General features: G+C 49.2%; 13 protein-coding genes. 8 read left to right on the forward strand and 5 right to left on the reverse strand.

Annotation, left to right across the window (positions count from 1 at the left end):
* The first annotated feature begins 10 nt into the window (after window positions 1-10).
* The 3 genes from ACSHX2_RS07465 to ACSHX2_RS07475 all read left to right on the forward strand — a co-directional run bounded on the left by ACSHX2_RS07465 (window position 11) and on the right by ACSHX2_RS07475 (window position 12,567).
* Window positions 11-6,529 (forward strand): Ig-like domain-containing protein, encoded by a 6,519-nt coding sequence (locus ACSHX2_RS07465; protein ID WP_435692094.1) that lies wholly within the window; start codon window positions 11-13, stop codon window positions 6,527-6,529.
* A gap of 195 nt (window positions 6,530-6,724) precedes the next feature.
* Window positions 6,725-11,761, forward strand: a complete 5,037-nt coding sequence (locus ACSHX2_RS07470; protein WP_435692096.1) for an Ig-like domain-containing protein — start codon at window positions 6,725-6,727, stop codon at window positions 11,759-11,761.
* A gap of 155 nt (window positions 11,762-11,916) precedes the next feature.
* On the forward strand, window positions 11,917-12,567 hold the full coding sequence (locus ACSHX2_RS07475) for a hypothetical protein (RefSeq protein WP_435692098.1): 651 nt from the start codon (window positions 11,917-11,919) through the stop codon (window positions 12,565-12,567).
* Between the two features lie 238 nt (window positions 12,568-12,805).
* Here the strand turns inward: ACSHX2_RS07475 and ACSHX2_RS07480 are convergent, their stop codons facing one another.
* Window positions 12,806-14,020, reverse strand: a complete 1,215-nt coding sequence (locus ACSHX2_RS07480; RefSeq protein ID WP_435692099.1) for an FG-GAP repeat domain-containing protein — start codon at window positions 14,018-14,020, stop codon at window positions 12,806-12,808.
* Between the two features lie 159 nt (window positions 14,021-14,179).
* Window positions 14,180-14,317, reverse strand: a complete 138-nt coding sequence (locus tag ACSHX2_RS07485) for a hypothetical protein (protein ID WP_435692101.1) — start codon at window positions 14,315-14,317, stop codon at window positions 14,180-14,182.
* A gap of 111 nt (window positions 14,318-14,428) precedes the next feature.
* On the opposite strand from ACSHX2_RS07485, the gene ACSHX2_RS07490 reads away from it, so the two are divergent.
* From ACSHX2_RS07490 to ACSHX2_RS07505, 4 genes are all read left to right on the forward strand, one after another.
* Window positions 14,429-15,100 carry a 5-oxoprolinase subunit B family protein gene (locus tag ACSHX2_RS07490; protein WP_435692103.1) on the forward strand — a complete coding sequence of 224 codons (672 nt, stop codon included), beginning with the start codon at window positions 14,429-14,431 and terminating at the stop codon, window positions 15,098-15,100.
* The gene (locus ACSHX2_RS07495; protein ID WP_435692105.1) at window positions 15,097-15,969 is read left to right on the forward strand and encodes a biotin-dependent carboxyltransferase family protein; all 873 of its coding nucleotides are present in this window, start codon (window positions 15,097-15,099) and stop codon (window positions 15,967-15,969) included. Before ACSHX2_RS07490 ends, ACSHX2_RS07495 begins: the two co-directional genes overlap by 4 nt.
* A gap of 23 nt (window positions 15,970-15,992) precedes the next feature.
* Entirely contained in the window at window positions 15,993-16,727 is a 735-nt protein-coding gene (locus ACSHX2_RS07500; RefSeq protein ID WP_435692107.1) for a LamB/YcsF family protein, read from the forward strand.
* Window positions 16,728-16,851: 124 nt separating this feature from the next.
* On the forward strand, window positions 16,852-17,448 hold the full coding sequence (locus ACSHX2_RS07505) for an HNH endonuclease (RefSeq protein WP_435692109.1): 597 nt from the start codon (window positions 16,852-16,854) through the stop codon (window positions 17,446-17,448).
* Here the strand turns inward: ACSHX2_RS07505 and ACSHX2_RS07510 are convergent.
* Window positions 17,445-17,867 carry a hypothetical protein gene (locus tag ACSHX2_RS07510; protein ID WP_435692111.1) on the reverse strand — a complete coding sequence of 141 codons (423 nt, stop codon included), beginning with the start codon at window positions 17,865-17,867 and terminating at the stop codon, window positions 17,445-17,447. The genes ACSHX2_RS07505 and ACSHX2_RS07510 overlap by 4 nt on opposite strands.
* 319 nt (window positions 17,868-18,186) lie before the next feature.
* On the opposite strand from ACSHX2_RS07510, the gene ACSHX2_RS07515 reads away from it, so the two are divergent.
* Window positions 18,187-18,699 (forward strand): hypothetical protein, encoded by a 513-nt coding sequence (locus tag ACSHX2_RS07515; RefSeq protein WP_435692113.1) that lies wholly within the window; start codon window positions 18,187-18,189, stop codon window positions 18,697-18,699.
* Between the two features lie 21 nt (window positions 18,700-18,720).
* Here the strand turns inward: ACSHX2_RS07515 and ACSHX2_RS07520 are convergent, their stop codons facing one another.
* Window positions 18,721-19,287 carry an NADPH-dependent FMN reductase gene (locus tag ACSHX2_RS07520; protein ID WP_435692115.1) on the reverse strand — a complete coding sequence of 189 codons (567 nt, stop codon included), beginning with the start codon at window positions 19,285-19,287 and terminating at the stop codon, window positions 18,721-18,723.
* Between the two features lie 76 nt (window positions 19,288-19,363).
* Window positions 19,364-22,066: a redoxin family protein gene (locus ACSHX2_RS07525; protein ID WP_435692117.1), complete on the reverse strand. Its 2,703-nt coding sequence runs from the start codon at window positions 22,064-22,066 to the stop codon at window positions 19,364-19,366.
* Window positions 22,067-22,117 lie beyond the last annotated feature (51 nt).

The raw sequence follows: 22,117 nt of genomic DNA on the forward strand, positions 1-22,117 counted from the left end.
AATACACCTAATGAAAAAAATTCACTTTTTATCGAGTGTTTGCTTGATGGCTTTACCCACCGTCACAAATGCTGAGATACTTGTCGGTTATGATTTCGATGCGGGCGCTTCGGACTACAGGGATGCTTCGGTATTTAGTTCTGAAGTATCTGTTAGCCAGCTCACGTCCCCTATGGACATATCGCACTATGCATCAGGCGGCGATAATTCCGGCACAGACGCAGATGGCGAAAGCTTCGGGAGTACTGACACTCTAGGTTCTGTAGCGATACAGATTTATGATGCTACGACTAGCAGCTTTGAAGAAGCTCTCGCTGGTGATGATTATGTCACCTTCACCGTCACACCTGAAGAACAGCGTAAACTCAATCTGGCGAGCCTCACTTTTAAGGCACATAAGCAGTCCGACATTTCCGTGGACGAATATGCCATTACGGATATTGCAGGTAACCAGATAGGTAGCCCAGTGACCATTTCGACTATTGGCGGCGTAGCAGGAGCTTTTGATGAAGTTTCGGTAGATCTTTCAGATAGCCAATTTCAAAATATCACGGAACCGACAACGTTCCGTATCTATGCGTGGGGACGCGGCGCTGATAGTGGCACCAGTTCACTTGCCTTTCTTGATAAAGTCGTACTGAACGGTACGGCTGAACCTGCTATTTTAGCTGCTTATGATTTTGATGCCGATGCGTCAGATCCAAGTGCCGCTACGCTAGTGAATGATTTTCTATCAGTGAGTCCGTTGGAATCTCCAATGGACATTTCGTTTGATAGCAACAATGGAGACAATACAGGGCTGGATGCCAATGGAGTTGAGTTAGGTAGTTCCGATACGCTCGGAGCCGTCGGCATTCAGGTGACGGACGCAATTCGACAGACCTTTGACCTTGCGAAAGTGAGTGATAACTATGTGGCGTTTACGATTACTCCTGATGCAGGTAAAGGGGCTCACCTAACAAGTGTTTCTTTCAAGGCCACAAAGCAGAACGGGAATTCCGTAGATGAATATGCGGTCACCGATGCTGCGGGAAATTTGATTGGAAGCACGAGCTCCATTACAAATATCAATGGATTGGTCGCGGGCTATGATGGTGTAACGATTGATCTCAAAAATAGCGATCTAGAATACATTACCGAAGCGACCGAAATCCGTATTTATGCATGGGGACGCGGGTCTAACAAGACATCTGGCTCGCTGGCAGCTATTGATAAAGTGGCGCTCTATGGATCTTCGTTTGATATTGGAAATGATTACTACGTCGATGATACAGGCAATGACAATAATAACGGTAGTAGCAACAGACCGTTCGGCTCCGTTCAGCACGCTATCAATCAAGCGGGTATTGGAAGCACCATTTATATTCGCGGTGGTACGTACCATGAGACGGTCGATTTAGCCGGTGTGGTTGGTGTCACCTTGAGACCTAACGGGAATGAAAACGTGACCTTCGTCGGCACGCAACCGATTACCACCAGCTGGACGCTGGAAGATACGGATTCCATCGCCCTGCCGGACGGGAATGATACTCCAATCGAAAATCTAGCAGGACGTGGGAAGGTTTACGTCACTACTCTGGATGACAGTATCGAAGATGTGACCCAACTCTTCGTCGATGATCAGATCATGACATTAGCACGTTTTCCAAATGCGCTAGTTTGGTCTGAAGACTTCTGGAGTCAGCGCACACAGAAGCAATCAGGCTCTGAGCGCGGCTATATCGTCGGAGCGGATGAAATCGCTGAGGCGGGTGTTTCCTTTGAGGGCTGCATGATGCTCCACAACTTCGAAAACTATGCTTCCTACGTTTCCTCTGTGACGTCGCATACCTCTGGTAATAACATTTTTGAGTATAATAGTATCGGCGGGTGGAGACACTCGGGCGCTTACTTCTTTGAAGGTGGTAAGGGCAATGCCGAACGTGTCATGTTAGATACGGCGCAGGAATGGGCCTATGACGAAGATACACGCCAGCTCTACCTCTGGGCTGACGACGGACAGAACCCAACTGGACGCACCATCGCCGGTAAAGTGCAGACCTATGCTTTCACAGGCGATGCGACAACGAAGAACATTACCCTAGATGGCTTGAATTTCTTTGCCACGACTTGGGGTTTTGATCATTCAGACGGTATTACCATCCAGAATTGCACCAATGATTACCCCTCCTGTTCTGACCGAGCAAAGGGAGTCGGTGGACAGCCAAAGGCGGCTTACATTCAAGGATCCAAGGAAGATTTCTGTGAGAATGTGACGCTTTATAATAACACCTTTCGCCGTTCGGATGGAGCCGGTCTGATGACCGCCTACACAGACAACATGTTGGTCGAAAATAATCTGTTTGAGCAGATCAATTATACCTGTGTCGCAGGTAAGGCCGTTCAACTAGCGGGAAGCCGTAATTTGGTGGCTCGTCACAATACACTCAGGGATTCTGGAACATCAGCAGGATTCTCGATTGGACGTTGGTGGTTGGACCCTACTGGTATCAATCCGTATATTTTCGAATATAATGTGGCCGAAGGCTGCTCACGGATGCAGATCGATGGGACTGCATTTTATGCGGTAGGCGGAAATGCTCAGGAAGCGATCGCCCGTTTTAACTGGGGCTATAATAATCGACAGCGTGATTTCCGATGGGATGGCAATAATTCACCCGTCGTTACTGGACTCTACTGCAATCTTTACCGTAACGTTTGCATGAACTCGGTGGATAAAACGAGCAACCTGATCGGCGGCGCCTATAAGTTGAAAGGCGACTTCCATGAAATTTACAACAACATCGCTATTGATGTGGATGGCAGACCGAAAGGGCAATTTGAAATCTCCATCGGTGCGGGCGGAAATGCCAGCTCCGAGTCGTACAATAATGCCGGAGATTATCTGTCTGGCAGTAATTCGGACGATGATATCCCGGGAACGATCGGCAATAATTATATGGCTCAAAGAGAGTCACGGAACATGTCACTCTTGCTACGTGATCCTTACGGCTTTGACTTCCGTCCACGCTGGGATGCTGTCGAACTGATCGACCAGGCTAAGGAGGTCACCTGTACGTTCTTTAATGGAGAGCAGGTCATCGATGTGACAGCTGATTTCACAGGGGATGCTCCTGACATCGGTGCTTATGAATTGGGTGATGAAAATTACTTTATTCCGGGCTACAAGACGCCGCAGGCATCCACGCCGGTTCCAGCTCACGGGAATATTGCAGCAAAGTATGATGCCGACCTAATGTGGCTCGGTGGACTGAATGCGGTTTCCTATAATGTGTATCTAGGCACTTCTGAGAACGGTCTTTCGTTCCAAGGCAATCAAGCGAACAACATCTTTAATCCAGGCGAATGGACGAATGACCAGACCTACTTCTGGCGTATCGACAGCGTTTTGGAAGATGGTTCCGTGGTTGCGGGTGATGTTTGGACATTTACCATCAATGACCATACTCCACGGGCATTTTCAAGCCGACAAGCAGTGGTCGAAGATCAGACAGTCTCGTTTAAATTGTCAGGAAATGATCCTGACGGAAATGCGTTGAGCTATACGGTTACAGGCGATCCGGTTAATGGCACCCTCACAGGAACTGCACCGAATTTGGTCTATACTCCGAATGCAAACTTTCACGGAACGGATTCTATCCTGTATACCGTGAGCAACGGCAGCTCTAACAGCACCGCCGCGATTGTGATCTTTGACGTGGCTGATGACAATGCAGACGCACCGTCTTTCACGGCGACTTCGTTCACCGAAAGCGCTGGAATTACTGGGAGCGCTTACACTGGATCGCTTGCAGCAGCGGCCACTGATGTGGATGGACAAGTCTTGAGTTACTCCATCGTGAGTGGCCCAGCATGGTTAACGCTAGCATCCGATGGATCGCTCAGTGGAACTCCATCGCTCGCTGACTTTGGTATCAATACTTGGGTAGTCCGCGCCACTGACCCTACGGGTCTCAGTGCGACTGCTTCGCTCAATGTCAAAGTCATCGAAGAAAAAATCGTGGCTCTTGCCTTTGAAGGCCTCGGCACGGATATCGCTTCTAACCCATTAACAATTGGAGGCAGTGCAGAGAACCTAACGATCACAGGTGTCGAAGACGGCAATGATTACCTCTATTCTGTGGAGTACACAGGCGAGGATGTTGATGGAGATAGTGTGAGTGATACCCTAAACTTTGACGTACGCGTGAAAGGCTGGACGGGAGGAACAACGGATGCTGCTTTGGCTGCAAATGGTAGTACTAATGAAGCGTCTGCGACCATCGGTACAACAGTGGGCGACGTCGTCCTCTCGAGTTCCATGTTTACTGTGGGAGATTCCAAAATGGCCAATGGTCAGAGCTTGGAATTCCTATTGGAGAACGTGAGCTTAGTTCTCAGTAACGAAGCTAAGTACGGCAGCGCAGTCCCGAGTGGCTTCACAGCAGCAAGCATGTCGCAAACATCTAACACAGGGAACTCTCACCAAAGTATCTTTGGCGAAGGAACTGGCTTGTTAGGGGTGCAATTCGCCTACGGGGCATCGTCCGGTACCTTCGATGTTGGTAGCGGTTCACTCTACATTTCTTCAGATGAAGGCGGCGGAACACGCTCTACCAGCTGGGGAGTACTCACTGTCGACTTTGGCATTGAAATCGAAACTGCCGCCTATGGCAGTTACACCGAATGGGCAGCTTCTTATGAGCTGCTTGATGTTATTGCTTCAGCAGACTCCGACGGTGATGGCGTATCGAACTTGGAAGAATACCAAAACGGTACTGACCCACTCGTCAACGCCGCTCCGGTAGCGAACCCGATTAACCTAACAATCGACGAAGATAGTTCGGTGTCTATAACCCTCAGCGGTAATGATGCAGGAGGGAATAGCCTCACATATCAAGTGGTCTCGCAGCCAGCGAACGGCACACTCAGTGGGACAACTCCAAACCTAAGCTATACGCCTAATGCGGATTACCATGGCATGGACTCATTCAGCTACATAGCGAATGACGGGACAAGTGATAGCTCTGCTGCCACAGTCTCGATCACGGTCCTACCGGTAAATGATCTACCTACGGCAGGCAGCTCAGCAGTCGTAGCAGGCACCCTCGTCGATGAACCGTTTAGCGGAACATTGGCAGATGCTGTATCTGACCCCGATGGAGATGCGCTCACCTTCGCTGGTCTATCAGGCCCTAATTGGTTGGCCATCGCGTCTAACGGCAGCCTCAGCGGCACTCCAAGCCTCGATGATAAAGGGCTCAACACTTGGCTCGTCCAAGTCGATGACGGCAATGGCGGAAGCACCACCATTGATTTAGAAATCACAGTGGATCTACCAATCCTTGTTGGTTACGACTTTGACGAAGCTGACCCAGCTTCTCCTACGCTCGTCTCTGAACATGTGAGCGCCAGCGCGATAACATCTCCGATGGACATCTCCTATGACACCACCTTCGGAGATAATAGTGGAGTGAGTGCTTCAGGGCTCGACTTTGGTAGTGCCGACACGCTTGGATCGCTCGCGATTCAGGTGATCGACGCCACGACTTCGAGCTTCGAAAGCGCGATCGCTGGAGACGACTACATCGCCTTCACCGTCACACCTGACCTTAGTACTGGGCTCCAGCTTTCAAGTCTCACCTTCAAGGCGACTAAGAAGCAAGTGAATTCAGTAGATGAATATGCAGTGACCGATGCCGATGGGAACATCCTTGGAAGCTCTATTGAGATTACCACTGTCGTGGGCCTCACAGGTGCCTACGATGGTATCACAGTGGATCTCGCTGGCACTGATCTTGAGTTCATCACTGCAGCTACTGAGTTCCGAATCTACGCATGGGGCCGCGGCTCTAACAGCGCTATCAATACGCTGGCTGCGATCGATAAAGTGACGCTACACGGCAGCAACTACCTTGCTCCAGTTGCCTATTGGGAATTAGACGATGCTAGCTCTACCACCGCCCTAGATAGCAGTGGCAACGGCTTCGATGCTACTATTACCAATGCCACATCGGTGACTGGTAAAGTCGGTACAGCATTGGACTTCAATGGTTCTGATGCGGATATCACACTCCCTGCGAGCGCCTTTGCTACCGTCGACCAAGAGATCACCATCTCAGTGTGGGCGTATGGAGCAACAGACCAAGCGAGAAGCGACACCTTATTCTCCGCCAAGGATGCATCAGGAAATCGTATCTTGAATATCCACCTACCGTGGAGCAACTCCCGCGTCTATTGGGATGCTGGCTGGAACTCTGGTAGCTACGACCGCATCCAAAAAGTGGCCACAGCCGATCAGTTCAAAGACAGCTGGAGCCACTGGGTGTTTGTGAAAAATGCAACAACAGGCACCATGGAAATCTACCATAACGGAACGCTCTTCCACAGCGCAACAGGCACAACCAAGAGCATGGCTGGCATCACCAATGTCACACTTGGCTCTGAGCTTGGTATCAGCAACTATGCAGGTTCGATCGATGAGGTGATCATCTACGACTCAGCACTAACAGCGGAAGAAATCGCAGAGCTCTACAATAGTTACGAATAATCCGACTGACGTCTGCTAGATAAAAATTACTCAAACCAGCACTCTTCGGGGTGCTGGTTTTTTTCGGTAGCCACACCACCTCCTAAGCCTTAAAGGAACTAAGTTACTGTCTACATAACCAACCTTTAAAATCTAACACTGGATGTTTGGCCAGTAGACGAGGGCGAGCCATCTGCTCTAAACTATGTAAACTCAATGAACAAAAATAACTTTCTATCGAGTGTTTGCTTGATGGCTATGTCAGCCGTCACTAATGCGGATATCCTTGTCGGCTACGACTTCGATGCATCTGCATCCGACTATTTGGATACAACTGTGGTCGCACCGAACCTAACGGCCAGCCAACTTACGTCGCCGATGCCCATTTCGGAATATGCTTCCGGCGGGGATACGTCTGGCCTAGACGCTAGCGGTCAAACGCTCGGTGTTGTCGACCAGCTCGGTTCGATTGCCATCCAGATCTTTGACGCGCCCCAAGACAGCTTCGCCGATGCAGTTGTGGGAGAGGACTATTTCACCTTTACGGTGTCTCCCGCTGACCGGTATGTATTGAATCTCTCAAGCATCACCTTCAAAGCGAGCAAACAGGCAGACATCTCAGTCGATGAATACGCCGTAACCGATAGCTCTGGCAATCTGATTGGGAGTCCTGCTGCGATCAGCAATATCGTGGGTCTGAATGGAACCTTCGATGGGATATCGGTCGATCTCTCAGACGCTCAGTTCCAGAACCTGACAAAACCGACGGCCTTTCGGATTTATGCATGGGGTCGTGGGGCAGATAGCGGTTCCGGGTCACTGGCGCTGCTCGATAAGGTGGTGCTGAACGGAACGAGTGAACCAATGATTTTACTGGGCTATGACTTCGATGCCGACGCATCCGATCCAGCTGCTGCGACGCTGGTCAATGGTTCAGTGAGCGCGAGTGCACTCAACTCACCGATGGCAATTTCTTTCGACAGTGGCAACGGCGACAATTCGGGACTCGATGCCTACGGCTCTGAGTTCGGCAGTTCCGAGACGCTTGGAGCAGTTGGTATTCAAGTGACTGATGCGACTCGACAGACCTTTGAACTCGCGAAAGAGAGTGATCATTATGTGGCGTTTACGATTACACCCAATGCGGAGACAGGAGCTCACCTGACCAGTGTTACATTCAAAGCCACCAAGAAGCATGTGGATTCTGTGGATGAATATGCGGTCACCGATGCGGCTGGAAACTTGATTGGAAGCACGGTCGCAATGACGAACATCACCGGAGCGGCTGCAGCCTATGATGGCGTAACGTTTGACCTTGAAGGCACAGATATAGAATACATCACGGAAGCGACTGAAATTCGTATGTATGCCTGGGGACGTGGTTCCAATAATGCAAGCGGAACGCTGGCTGTGATGGATAAAGTGACGCTCTATGGCCAGTCGTTTGACATAGGCAGCGATGCGTATGTCGCCACCAATGGCAGCGATTCCGATGCTGGCACACTGAACCAGCCATTTGCTACCCTCCAATACGCAATTGATCAGTCGGGTGCGGGGAGCACCATTTATATCCGTGGCGGCAGATATACTGAGCTAGTGGATCTGGCGGGCGTCGCGGGTGTTCCAGGTAGCCCCATTACGATTACTCCTTACGGCGATGAAGAGGTCGTTTTCGACGGCTCGACTCCGATTACCACTAGCTGGACTTTGGATGACGCGAATTCAATTGTTTTGCCAGAGGGCAATGACACTCCAGTCGAAAATATTCCCGGCATAGGCAATGTGTATGTGACGACCCTAGATGAAAGTGTGGGAGACATTACCCAACTGTTTGTTGACGAAAAAATCATGACGCTCGCGCGCTTCCCCAATGCACTGGCTTGGTCGGATGATTTCTGGAGCCAGCGCAGCCTAAGACAGACAGGCTCTGATCGAGGCTATGTCGTCGGTGAGGACGAAATCGCTGAAGCAGGTGTTTCTTTCAAGGATTGTGCCATCCTTCATAACTTCAACAAATATGGTTCTGGAGTTGGGCTGGTGAGCGCGCACGCCGCCGGCACCAATACCTTTAATTATGGCCACACCGGAGGTATAGGAAACACGAAGGCCTACTTCTTCGAAGGCGGTAACGGCAGCGCAGAACGTGTGATGCTGGATATGGCGCAAGAATGGGCTTACGACGAAGACACTAAAAAGCTCTACCTCTGGGCCGACGACGGACTAGACCCGACCGGGCGCACCATCACTGGAAAGATCCAGACCTATGCAATGATTGGAGATTCGACCACCAAGCATATTGTCATTGATGGCTTGGACTTTTTTGCAACGAGTTGGAACTTTGACTCATCGGATAGCATCACGATTAAGAATTGTAAGAACGATTATCCCTCCTGCTCTGATCGTGCACTGGGAGGCACCGGACAGCCGTCATCCCCTCGCATTGAAGGAACTCAGGAAGATTTCTGCGAAGAAATTACGCTCTTTAATAATACATTCCGTTATTCAGATGGCGCCGCTTTGATCAGCGCCTACACGGAAAACATGCTGGTTGAGAATAATTTGTTCGAACAGGTGAATTACACCTGCCTGGCAGGCAAAGCGGTGCAGCTGGCAGGGAGCCGTAACATGGTCATCCGTCGCAACACACTCCGTGATTCGGGGACATCGGCTGGCTTTTCTATTGGACGCTGGTTTGAGGATCCTACTGGTATTCACCCCTATGTCCTCGAATACAATGTGGCGACCGGATGCTCTAGAATGCAATCTGATGGAACGGCGTATTATGCGGTCGGTGGAAATGCGCGGGAAGCGATCGCCCGGTATAATTGGGCCTACGATAATCGGCAGCGTGATTTCCGCTGGGACGGGAATAATATACCCGATGTCGATGGTATTTGGTGTAATCTCTATCGAAACGTGTCCATGACCATTCAGAACAACAAGCCGGTGAATTTGATCGGTGGCGCCTACAAACTGAAAGGTGATTATCATGAAATCTACAACAACATCGCCGTCCAGCCCCGAGGAGATTTTGAGGTCTCTATTGGGAACGGAGGCAATGCTAACTCGTTCACTTATAATAACGCCGGGGATAAGCTAGTCGGTTCCGATGGCGGAGAACCCGTGCCTGGAACTGCATCCAATAATTTTAATGGGGAAGCGAATCCAAGACGTATGGAAGACATTCTACGAGATCCTTTCAATTTAGATTTCCGTCCCCGCGCGGACGCCGTCGAGTTGATCGATCAGGGCAGAGAGACCACTTGTGAGTTCAATGGTATTATAGCAGATGTTACCGCGGGTTATCACGGAGCCGCTCCCGATATCGGAACCTACGAATATGGCGATGAGGACTATTGGATTCCCGGCTACCAATATCCACAAGCATCGATGCCATATCCTGCAGACGAGCGCTTAGATGCTCTGCAGGATTCTGATCTGATGTGGCTGGGAGGATTAGGTGCCGTTTCCTATAATATCTACTTGGGAACATCTGCTGATAATCTGGTTTTTGCCGGAGCCCAAACGAATAACATTTTCCACCCTGCTGGCGGCTGGACAAACGATCAGACTTATTTCTGGCGCATCGACAGCGTGTTGGAGGACGATTCAGTCGTCGAAGGCGATGTGTGGACATTTACCATCAATGACCATGCTCCCCGTGTTATTTCAGCGCGCTACGAACTGGTGGAAGACAGTTCAGTGGCATTTGAACTCGGTGCCTACGATCCGGACGAACTTGCCTTGAGCTACTCGATCACGCAGCAACCTGGAAATGGAACCTTAAGTGGAACCGCGCCTGATTTGGTCTACACCCCTGACGCTAACTTTTTTGGCACCGATCAACTCAAATTTCAGGTCAATAATGGCACCAGCGACAGTAGCTGGGGGATCGTGATCTTCGAAATTGAAAGCATTGAGGATGCGCCCGTGCTCAGTCTGGATACGATCACTGTGACTGCAGCCAGTGCCTATACTGGATCCATTGCTACATCCGCTTATGATCCGGATGGAAACACATTGAGTTTCTCTGCCTCAGGTGGTCCGTCCTGGTTGAGTGTTGCCGCCGATGGCACGCTCAGCGGGACACCTGCATGGGCGAACATTGGGATTAACCGTTGGACGGTTCAAGTCACTGACTCCACTGGATTAACTTCGACGGAAACACTAGTCATCAGGGTGACCGAGGGGGACCTTGTAGCACTGGCCTTTACTGACCTTGGCACTTCGCTCGATGCCAATTTGCTAATGGTCGACGGGAGTTCGGATAGTCTGTCAGTTGCCGGGAGCGCTGACGACAATGATTATGTCTATTCCATCGCTTACACTGGAGTCGACTATGACGGAGACTCGTTGAATGACACACTGACATTCGACGTCAGGGTTCGGGGCTGGAATGGCTCAACGACCGACGCAGCAGTTGATGCGGATGGAACCACTGATGAAGCATCGGCAGAGATTGGCAGCACCCCTGCAGCCGTTGTGTTCTCAGGTGCCAGATTTACAGTCGTCGATTCAAAAATGAACTCAGGAGAGAGCCTTGAGTTCTTGCTGGAAAACTTATCGATTTCACTGACGGATGATACAAAAACTGGTATCGTTTCTCCAATCGGTTTCACTTCTGCACGGCTTGAACAAACCTCAGCGACTGGCAATTCACACCAAGCCGTCTTCGGAGAAGGCACAGGTCTGCTCGGGGCACAATTCGCGGGCAACCTTGAGTCAGGCACATTTGATGTCGGCAGCGGATCGCTCTACGTCTCCTCGGATCTTGGTGGAGGAACCCGCTCAACCAGCTGGGGCGTCGCTAATGTCGATTTCGGCATCGAGGTGATTGCGGTTCCAGCCACAGGCTACACTGCCTGGGCCTTGGCTTACGGACTGGGAGAGGAGGATCTTTCACCGACCTCCGATGTGGAAAACGGCGGTATGGGCGACGGCTATAACAATTTCCTAGAGTTTGCGCTGGGGATGAATCCGGCAACACTAGATGCGGGCTCAAAAGACGCTTACTGGATGGAAATCGAGCCAGATGAGACGTATTTCGTTTACCAGTATGATCGACACGAGGATTACCTGAAGCATGGCTTGAACTACACACTGGTCGAAACGCCAGACATGAAAACACCATCCACACAGCAGCCCTTTGACATTGAAATCGGAGAGCCCGAAGATGGTTATGAAACCGTGACGACTCGGTATCTGACAAATGATCCGGCGAAGTTTATCCAACTGGAGGTGAAGCAAGAGTAGGCTTTATCTCAAATACATGTCTTCTCATTTATGCATCGCTTCCTCGCTTATCGGTCTAGATTTTGAACGCTTATCTAATTCCTATGATGGATGGTTATGTTATAGCCCACCTAGCCACAAGAAATAGACTTTTGAAATGAGACCAAATGACAATCATGAATAAAAAAATAAGAGCCCTTTCACTGCTTCTCCTTTCTATCGTCCTTATCTGGTTCTCCATACTCTATTTTCATATAGAATCTGAACCAAAGTCTCAGCCAACTACTCCGGAGCGAGAGCGAACGCATGCACGAGAAAAAATCTCGAAAACACCCAGTCGAATAGGGACGAACATAACGACTGAACAAAACCCAAAACCTGACAGCGCTCCCCCTCTCGAGCAATTAACTGAATTCTTACCCAAATGGCTCCAAGACGCAGGGTCTACCTTCCAAGACACCCGAGAAATCAACGGTCATACTGTGCATCGTAGTCGCGGACGCCACACCTGGGAAAATGGTGAACAGTTAGAAATCGAAATCACAGATGTCGGCAACAAAGCTGATGAGGAGCTGATCAAAAGCCTAGGCTTCGATTTAGCTCTAACCGACTCTGAATCCGAAAGTGGGTTCACCACCACCCAGAACCTAAACGGTTATATCATTAACCAAGAATACGATGAAAATGACCAATCAGGTACCCTCCAAATGCTAATCGATGATAGATTTCTTATAGAAATACAGATCCAACAATTCCCAGAATCCGTCTTTCAAGAAATCATCGATACCGACATTCCGTTTGAAGAAATTTTCAAGCAACTTGAATAATACCACTCTGCGATTCAAAAGAGACTAATGCTGGAGTGATATCCTGGTCAATCAAGGCGTGACGAAGGAGCGGTGCGAGCACCGTAACTGAGGAATAACACAGATTCAACAGGATAGCGCCCAGCCTTCACTTCTTCCGCAACGCGCTATTCCTCAAGCTTCAGTAAAATCACATTTGTCTCTTTTGGAACTCAGTTTGGTATAATGTCGATCAGCACACGCAATAGCCGACCTCTTATTATTTTTGTAGAAATATCTGCACACCTTTTTTGTTAGATGTCACTATATCTAACTTGCCATCACCATTCAGATCGCCAGAGGAAAACTGACGACCAACTCCTGAGTCGTTATCAATTTCGTAAGGGATAAAACTGATAGATCCGTCATCGTTTTTCACGTTGCGGAACCAATAAAGTACTGCTGGATCCTTCGCTCCTGGATCTTTCCCATTATGGGCGAAGTAGCATTTCCCTGTGATAATATCGGTACGCCCGTCGCCATCCACATCAGCACAATTCACTGCATGGAGCTGGCTAAATACCACTCCAAACGGGTTTCCTTCCGCCTTATCAGTCATAATGTCATGCTGAGTGAAGCTGCCATCTTCCTTTTGCTCAAACCATGCCAAGCCATAGCCGTGGCCGTCTAACGAAGTCACAACATCGTTCCTCCCATCGCCATTGACATCGAAAGCATACATCTGCGCGCCACCGCGTTTCTCACTGCGGAATACTGCTTCATGATACGTCCATGGAGTCTTCTTATCCCAGTCCTTCGGCTGTTCCCACCAGCCTTCTTGTTCCAAAACATCGTTCAGTCCATCGCCATTCACATCGCCAGATCCAAGCCCGTGGGAGTATTTTTTGAAGCGCTTATTCTTTGGAGAAATCGACAGAACTTCCCATTTTTCAGCCTCATCAGCATGCTGGATCGCAAGCGAAATGGTATTCCCTGAGAAAGAAAGTAGCTCCTTCTTTTCATCACCTATCACATCCAGATAGCGTGGTGCCTCATTGCACACATCCGCCTGCGCAGCACAATGCGTACAGCTTTGCTTTTTGTTTGTTGCAGGAAATGGGTTCTGACCCGGATTCTTCGCCCACTCCGCCGCCGTTCCAGGCAAACCAACCTTAAGAATATCTAACCATTCATCATCAGAGATATGATCAGGAAAGGTGAAAAAGTTAGAAGCATAGCCGCTGAGACCTTTTCCTGTAATAGAATGATATTTCACCGGCGCATATGAAAATGATTCTTTAAAATCTGGCCCCTGCCACCAAAGCGGCCCAGCGATCACATCCATCTTACCGTCGTTATTCACGTCACCAATCGATGCTCCTTCCGAAACATATTTATCTAACAATTGGGTTTTTTCAAATGACACAGAGGTCGCTGGAGGTGTTGCCGCCGTCACAATGGCCGAAAGGCTGAGGAGAAAAAGAGTGGTTTTCATAAAAGTGGATTTATCTAAGTACTAAACACAGTAGGCACAATCTGCCAGAATATTACATTATGTGTATTTCCCATATTCACTTGTGGAATCATCACCTGCCCACATTTCACGAATCTCACACCCCAGAGCTTTCCTCTAGAGTTCTAGCGCATTCTACAGCTAGTTGCCCTGCTTCCCTGTAGGGATCTGCTCTCCCAGCCCAACGGTCGAGTCGAAGACGACACCTTGGGAAATCGAATCATAACAAATATCAACGCTGTAAGCGTTGCGGCATAAAAAGGTAGAATCACCCTTCATCCTGAAATCCTACCAATTTCGATCGGTGCAGCTATAGCCCCCGCCTTCACGGATAACAAAAACCCTCCACAGCAAACTGGTAGCTTCCCCGCCGTAATAGCATCTTTACCCTTGAGAAATCCCTCTCAGACAGAACAGTGTCACTACGTGGATGAACCCTACCAACTTCATGATTGTGGCCTAGGCGATTGGCTACTGAGCTTTCAGTCGCCCGATTGCGCGAGTGAACTCACCCGCCTATTTCAGCACTTAAAAACCGACCCCACAGTCCTCGAACCAGTCGTCGGCTATGACAGCCTGCTGATTCGTACTGATGGAACTCCCACCTCCCATTCTCTGACATCCAAAATCGACGGTATCCTCAAAACGAGTCATCGCGAACAGATCAGCACCCAGCATCACGATATTCAGGTTGTTTACAACGGCCCAGACCTCGAAGAAGTCGCCGAACTCACAAAGCTCACCACCGAGAAAATTATCGAGGCTCACACTGCCCCGCTCTACACCGTACGCTTCCTAGGATTCAGCCCTGGATTCGCCTATCTCGATGGACTCGATCCCATCCTCCACCTTCCGCGCAGGAGCACACCACGTCCTAAAATGGCAGCGGGAGCAGTCGCCATCGGTGCAGCCCACGCAGGCATCTACAGCATTCCCAGCCCCGGCGGCTGGAACTGGCTCGGCAACACCGACCATCCTCTATTTAATAAAAATGGCTTAGACGCCACCGCCTTCACCCTCCACCCAGGAGACACACTCCGCTTCCACCCTCTGGCATCATGACAGCTGCTATTGTTAGAAAAATGGGAGCAGGCCTTAGCTTTCAAGACCAAGGGAGAGTACGCGAAAATAGCTGGCTCAATTATGGTGTCGCGCCTGCTGGTGCGATGGACCAGTACGCAGCGCAAGCCGCCAACACCCTCGTCCACAACCTCCCTAACGACACAATTATCGAAATCACCCTCGGGAGTGCAGAGATTGAAATCACAGCCGATTGCTGGCTCGCCCATACTGGCGGCTGCGCCAGCCCTCAGCTCCCGCGCAACACCGCACGCTTCGTCAAAAAAGGAGAAACCATCCAGTTTCACCCGAACCCACACGGCGTCTGGTCCTACCTCGCCATAGCCGGTGGCTGGCAAGCAGATCGCTATTTCGGCAGTACCTCGCGCCACGAACGCTCAGACCTCGGCCAAGCAATCACCCCAGGCTCTAAACTCATTGCGCTGACCTCCCAGCACTCTACAAGCTCCAGTGCAGACAGCCGATTCCTTCCCGTCGGCGACCAGCGCGACTACACCAGCCCTCCTCCACTGCGACTCTTTAGAGGGCCACACGCCAACCTCTTCAGCGAAGAAGACTGGCGCCACTTGTGCACCAACGAATGGCCAATCAGCTCGCGCTCCGACCGCACTGGCTACCGCCTAACAAGTTCTAACAAGCTAGCACACGAGCACAGCATCCACAGCACTCCCACACTAGTAGGCTCAGTTCAAATCCCTCCTAGTGGTGAACCCATTGTCACACTCAACGACGGCCCCACCGTCGGTGGCTACCCCATCCTCGCCCGCGTCCACCCAGACGACCTCTCCTGGCTCGTCCAACAACACGCCCACCAAACCATCCGTTTCAAAGGACTGGCGCATCACACATAACACTTAAAACATAACACTTTTTTATGCCAGAAATCTTTCTCAACTGCGACCTCGGTGAGTGGGAATCCCCCGCCCAAACTGCCGCTCTCATGCCCTACCTCCACATGGCCAACATCGCCTGTGGTGGCCATGCTGGAACCAGCGAGAGCATTGCCCACTGCCAACAGCTCGCAGATGCCCAGAAACCCTTCGCCGTCAGCACCGGCGCCCACCCAGGAGTGGCTGACATCAACGGATCACGCGGCCGTAACCTTCCAGAGGGTTTCACCGTGGACGATTTCACATCGCTGTTAGAACTCCAACTCACACGCTACATCAGCGGCGCGGACCTCAATCACATCAAACTCCACGGTGCTCTCTATCACCTCACCGAGACCGATGCCAACTTCCGCCATGCCTTTCTCGCATTCGTCCGCCATAAGAGCCTCATCTCCATCGTCTGCCTCGCAGGAGGCGAGGTCGCCGCTGAGGCAGAATCCCGCGACCTCCCCATCATCCCCGAGGTATTTCTCGACCGCCATTACCAGTCCAATGGCCAGCTACTCGAACGCAAGCATCCAGATGCGGTGATCACTGATAGTTCGCTCATCACTGACCGGCTCGAACAGCTCACACACACCAACAGCCTCACCGCTCACGATGGATCACTCATCCAATTCCCCGACCACTACGACCACCTCACCGCATGCGTCCACTCTGACTCACCGAACAGCTTAGAAATCCTCAAGGCGGCGAGAAGCTATCTTAATCAAGAGTGAATTATTCAACACTCTCATCATTAATGACTTCGTTACAAAATTTTCACCAATTTTCGGCATTTCAAGATTGCAGGTTTTTCACGGCGACCCTATTAGTTTAGGTAAGTGAAATAGTTGTAATCCCATGAATCTAAATTCTATCCATGAAAAATGCGTCCTCGTTCTGAACCGTCAATGGCAGGCGATCTCGATTATCTCACCCGCTGACGCCTTCGCCCACTTGGCCACTGACAACGCCAGTGCACTGGACATAGAAGGATCCGATCGGATGCAGCCCACCCCATTGAGCGACTGGATGCAGCTCCCTATCAGATCCCGAGACAGAAAGATTGGCACCTCAAATGGTGCCATTCGCGTTCCTACGGTGATCGTTCTCCGTGATTTCGCCAAAGTCCCGATCTTCCGACCGAAATTCTGTCTGAAAAATTTGTGGATGCGTGACAGCGGCAAGTGCCAGTACTCAGGCCGCATGCTCCGTCCCAGCGAGGCGAGCATCGACCACGTCATCCCTCAGTCTCGTGGCGGTGCCACCTCTTGGGAAAATTGCGTCCTCGCTGAACGCAGGCTCAATTCCGACAAAGGCGATCGCACACCAGACGAAGCAGGTCTCAAGCTCATCAAACGCCCGATCACTCCCCCACCAGTGCCGATCACACTGACCCTGAAAAACCATCTAAACATTCCCGACTGGGATCACTTCCTCATTCGTAGTGCTGCCTAACAGCCCGCGGTTAGTCCGGGAGCAATCCCCGCTGGGCGAAAGCTCGGGATCGTCCCACCAGCGTGCCCAATGATCCAGTTAACCACAGTGCAGCAATTTCCATAACCAGGAAGGCATGGCAGTAGCCCATGATAGCGCAGCCGCTTGCTCATGCTCTTTTTAACAGTTCTTCCAGCCTCAATCACACGCTCAGCCCATTCCTGCTCACTCAGGCCATCTGGTGCAGGAATGATGACCGAACCACGTGTCGGTGGCTTGTTGTAATCTTTTCTATGATTCTCCACCACGCCTAACAATTGCTGCACTCTCGCTCCTGAGAAAGTGACTTTCTTAGCATTCGGCGAATGGACTTCCAACCACACATGTGTCCCGCTCCCGAGGAACGAACCAAATGCTTTATGTGACTTTAAGAGTACCATGTGTTGGATAAGACGACAGCCCGACAACATCTATTCCAATTGTTAGAGCCAATGCTGCGGAAACGGTAAAAATCCCACTACTAAGTGCGAATTTGAATAGCTGCCAAGTCATTGGCAAAAAGCTCAAGTCTTTCTTGTGACTCAGGCCGCAAGCTTCCATCGGCCTTCCAGCCATTTTCTGTTTGATAAGGTATCCCTTTCCTCCGTATTGTCTGCCGTATCCGCTTTTCGAGTGTCCCACTTTTTGCCATCCCACCACTATGTCAGAACATTCATTAGTTTCCCCTCTGACAAATAAACCAACTGTTCTGCTAAAAATATGAAATCACTCCTTGTAATCATTTCCTTAATAATCGCTTTAACACAATTTGCTATTTGCGAAAAATGGCAGCCAAAAGGTTATGCATATGTTGTAGGATATACATATGATTGCACTAAAGACCCACTTGGTCAGAGCATCATTCTTAAGGATGGTTCATTACATGACGGAGTAATTCGAGCAGTCACAATAAGACTTAATAAACGCCAGATTTCATCACTTTGGGAGCACTTGCGTGAACGACCAGAAGGTGATGAAGAGTTTGAAGAAGCTGATTGTCATGACCCTCATCACGCTTTTGTGTTTTACGACCTTGGTTGGAAGCCTATAGCCTGGATCAATATTTGCTATCTTTGCGGAAATACATCAACGGACACACGCGGATCCAACCCTAGAATAGACTTGAAACCTTTAGAGAGATTTTGTAAGAAGTTAGGTATGCCTATTTTTGAAGATGACGCTGGATATACTAATCTATACAAGGCAGAACAAGGCGTTGCACCTAACCACTGATACGCGCTGATTGCTAAGTTTTCAGCCAACTATAACCATTAAATAAAAGTCAAAGTCCGTCCTCTTGTCAGTGGTAGGTGAACTATGACGTTCCGACAAATCACCCACCAAGATCTGGATGCGTTCTATCAGCTTTGTATCGAGCTCTCCGTTTTCCTGCCAACTTGAGGGTGAGACGTAGACAAAGCGCGGACAAATCACTGAACGGAAATCCAGCATCAGGTGATTGGCGAATCCCATCACGGACATGTAGCTATTATCGCCACCGGCTGAGCAAATGAAGCCGACCACTTTCTTGGTGAACGATCGGCCAACCAGCTCGATCACATTCTTCGCCGCCGCATTCACATCATAACAATAGATTGGTACTGCAAACACCACATGGCTCGCGCGTTCCACCGCTGCTTTCAACTGCGCCGCATTTTCTGAGCTCCAGCCCTCTGCACTTCCCGCCATCGGCAGTGGAAGCTCTCTTAAATCAATGAGCTCGGAGGAAACTCCCTCTAACTTACTCTGAAAAATACGCGCCAAGTCTTGAGACTTAGACTCTGGGTTGAGACTCGTGGCAATAATCGTTACGTGTTCCATGCACGCACTTTATTTCCAACACCAGGAACCTAACAAGCATCCGCTGCCTTCTACTGAATAGAAGTGAAACTTCTTATCACTCCTTCTCCATAGCATCCAGTAATTCGAGAGCTTTCTTCTTAGCCCCCTCCCAATCACCTGAATCAAAAAATTGTACGACACCATGTTGATCAATCACACAGTAGGTGGGCGCGGCACGCGGCTGGAATGCACAACGTGTTGAGTGTTGCTTAGACTCAAAAGCAATCGGCATGGAATATTTCCGCTTATGCTTTTTCTGATTCGCCAAAAACTCCAAAAATTCATCCTGACGGATGTTAGTGTGCAAGAGGATCAACTCGAGATCTCGATCCTTATTCGCCTTCCAGAACTTCTCGATTTTAGGCAAATTCGCCACACATGGGCCGCAGTAAATGTTCCAAAAGTCGACAATACGAACTTTCCCATGATTGGTCGCAGCATAGGACTGAGAGTTGATCCAATGCTCGGCTTCGACTTCAGGAGCTTTTTTACCAATCCAATTATGCCTCTCAGGCAAGCTCTCATAATCAACTCTAGCTTCCTTGATAAACTCGAAGATTTCCCCTTCCAAACCTGTCTTTGTCCTCACTGTCACAGGCTCATTATCACTCAATGAACGTTGTAACTTAAGATCTAACCAACCTGAATAGAGTCCTTTCAAATGAAACAGTCCTTCTTTATCTGTAGATACTTCAAGCCTAGGTTGGTGTATCTCAGAAACCTTTACAACTATTCCACTGAGCGGCCTCCCGTCAGCATCCACCACTTTGCCTTTTACTGATTCAGGCGGAGCTTTCAACTTCGACTGTAATACAACATCAGTCTCCCCTGCATTTACCCATTTACCTGCAATTTCTCGGCCAGATTTATACTTGGTATCGGTTGCATAGACATAGACCTTTCCTTCCACAAACTTATCTAATTCAAAACTACCATCCGCCTCTGATCTTAAGTGGTGACCATGTTGATTCTTACCTCTGCTTTTAATAATGGCAGCCAATGGTTTGCCATCACGATCGATAACTCTTCCTGAAACCTTCAAGCCCCCTTCTCCTTGCATGATAATGTCTCCAAGATCATGCGACTGCCCAACGCTCAAAACTGGCAATGTGTACCAATTAGACTTAAAACCATTCTTTTGACATTCCACTCGTGCTTTCAAATCTGGAAATACTCTTGGCAAGGTGAACTTACCGTCAGTATCTGTCATAACTTCTGATGCTGCTTTTTCTCCAATGTCACCTTGATAGTAACCCACTAGATTATATCTAATTAATACATCTGATAATGCTTCCCCTTTTCCGTCTACAAGTCGTCCCGTCAGGCTAGCCTTAGGTTTCACTTCAATTTGAGACTCGTTTCCTTGCTCCACCTTTTTCACAACAGAAATCAGATCCTCAGTCATTGCGAAAACTCCAAGCCAATCTTTACCATTTCTACTACCCACATAGAAACGGAACGAGCCAGAGCTATCCGTCTTGGTTGAAGGAAAACTGTGACCCCAATTCCTTCCCACTCCATTGACTAAAGCGTCAGCAACCGCATTCCCCTCTTGGTCAACCACCTTTCCAGTCACAAAGTGCGCATCAAGTTTGGGTTCCATTTCAAAATCATGCAGTATGCTACCTCTTGATTTGGCATCCATTGTAAAGTTCTCTATTGAGGAATGGTCGTACTCATCTAATCTTGCACCAGTATAGAGCGTATGTCTTCCCTTGGGAACTCGCACTGCATACGACCCATCAGGTTTAAAATCCACACGGCGTAACTGAACTGGCGAAAGTTGTGGTTTAGGGACAACACTTACTACTGCATTTTGAACTGTTAACTTTTTCCCACTTACTTTATCGCGCACACAGCCTTGCACGAGTGTACCTTCTTCAAGACGGATGTCATGCCCTGTAGAGACCTCACCTTCATTGAGGCTAATGCTCAACAATGGAGCTACATAGTTCACCTGCATTTCCTCACTCAGCTCAGCCTTCAATGAATAGCTATTCGGGCGCAATTGACCAATTTCATAAACACCATCCTCTGTAGTCATAGTCGTTCCTCCACAACCATCATATTTTGGCTGGTAATTAGTCAAACAGCTCACTTCGACTCCTAAGATTGGATTGCCATCCATACCAATTACTTTACCCACAATTTTTGCAGCCGGAAGCAATGTCACTTGCTGTAGTCCTGCTTGAGTTTTCAGCTTGTACTTGTAGCTGTTTCTCCCCGATAACTTGGCAAATCGTGGGTCATTGTGATTGAGGTACACATGGCTTCCCTTGGGTAAACCCGAGTACTTTAGCTCCCCATTCTTATCGGAAACTCTCGATAAAGAAGTTGTGTGATCTTCCATCATAGAGAAGTGGCTATTATTATAATTTGCGTTAAGAGTCTCTGCTAGAAAGAGGTTCGCTAATGAGAATTTCAATCCTCTTACAGGGTTCCCTTCAGAATCTACAAACCTAAGACTCAGGGTCTCACTATTCTCTCTCAATCTTAGTTCCTCAGTAGCTTCCCATCTAAATGGATTGAAAAAATTAAAACCGAATTCATCTGATTCCACCAAAATTGTGTAGCGGTCTCTTTCTTCTTTCAGAGCAACTGGCCGATCAAATGAAAATTTACCAAGTGTATCACTCTTACCAGCTGTGACTTTCTCTTGAGTCACAGAATCATATGCAGATCGATACACAAAAACGTCTAGCCCTATAGCAGGCTTACCCTCTGGACCGAGCAATTGGAGTACTTGCTCAGCTGCCATCAAGTGGCCTTGAAAAAGGGACAAAAAAACAATGCAATAAACGAGGCTGCT

Source organism: Rubritalea sp. (assembly GCF_051252225.1).
Taxonomy (GTDB): domain Bacteria; phylum Verrucomicrobiota; class Verrucomicrobiia; order Verrucomicrobiales; family Akkermansiaceae; genus Rubritalea.

What these genes read in the sequence shown, in the direction of transcription:
- ACSHX2_RS07520 (WP_435692115.1), bottom strand. Translation starts at nt 19,287, where the DNA reads ATGGAACACGTAACGATTATTGCCACGAGTCTCAACCCAGAGTCTAAG.
- ACSHX2_RS07475 (WP_435692098.1), top strand. Translation starts at nt 11,917, where the DNA reads ATGAATAAAAAAATAAGAGCCCTTTCACTGCTTCTCCTTTCTATCGTC.
- ACSHX2_RS07465 (WP_435692094.1), top strand. Translation starts at nt 11, where the DNA reads ATGAAAAAAATTCACTTTTTATCGAGTGTTTGCTTGATGGCTTTACCC.
- ACSHX2_RS07525 (WP_435692117.1), bottom strand. Translation starts at nt 22,066, where the DNA reads ATGGCAGCTGAGCAAGTACTCCAATTGCTCGGTCCAGAGGGTAAGCCT.
- ACSHX2_RS07515 (WP_435692113.1), top strand. Translation starts at nt 18,187, where the DNA reads ATGAAATCACTCCTTGTAATCATTTCCTTAATAATCGCTTTAACACAA.
- ACSHX2_RS07500 (WP_435692107.1), top strand. Translation starts at nt 15,993, where the DNA reads ATGCCAGAAATCTTTCTCAACTGCGACCTCGGTGAGTGGGAATCCCCC.
- ACSHX2_RS07485 (WP_435692101.1), bottom strand. Translation starts at nt 14,317, where the DNA reads ATGAAGGGTGATTCTACCTTTTTATGCCGCAACGCTTACAGCGTTGAT.
- ACSHX2_RS07495 (WP_435692105.1), top strand. Translation starts at nt 15,097, where the DNA reads ATGACAGCTGCTATTGTTAGAAAAATGGGAGCAGGCCTTAGCTTTCAA.
- ACSHX2_RS07505 (WP_435692109.1), top strand. Translation starts at nt 16,852, where the DNA reads ATGAATCTAAATTCTATCCATGAAAAATGCGTCCTCGTTCTGAACCGT.
- ACSHX2_RS07510 (WP_435692111.1), bottom strand. Translation starts at nt 17,867, where the DNA reads ATGGTACTCTTAAAGTCACATAAAGCATTTGGTTCGTTCCTCGGGAGC.
- ACSHX2_RS07480 (WP_435692099.1), bottom strand. Translation starts at nt 14,020, where the DNA reads ATGAAAACCACTCTTTTTCTCCTCAGCCTTTCGGCCATTGTGACGGCG.
- ACSHX2_RS07470 (WP_435692096.1), top strand. Translation starts at nt 6,725, where the DNA reads ATGAACAAAAATAACTTTCTATCGAGTGTTTGCTTGATGGCTATGTCA.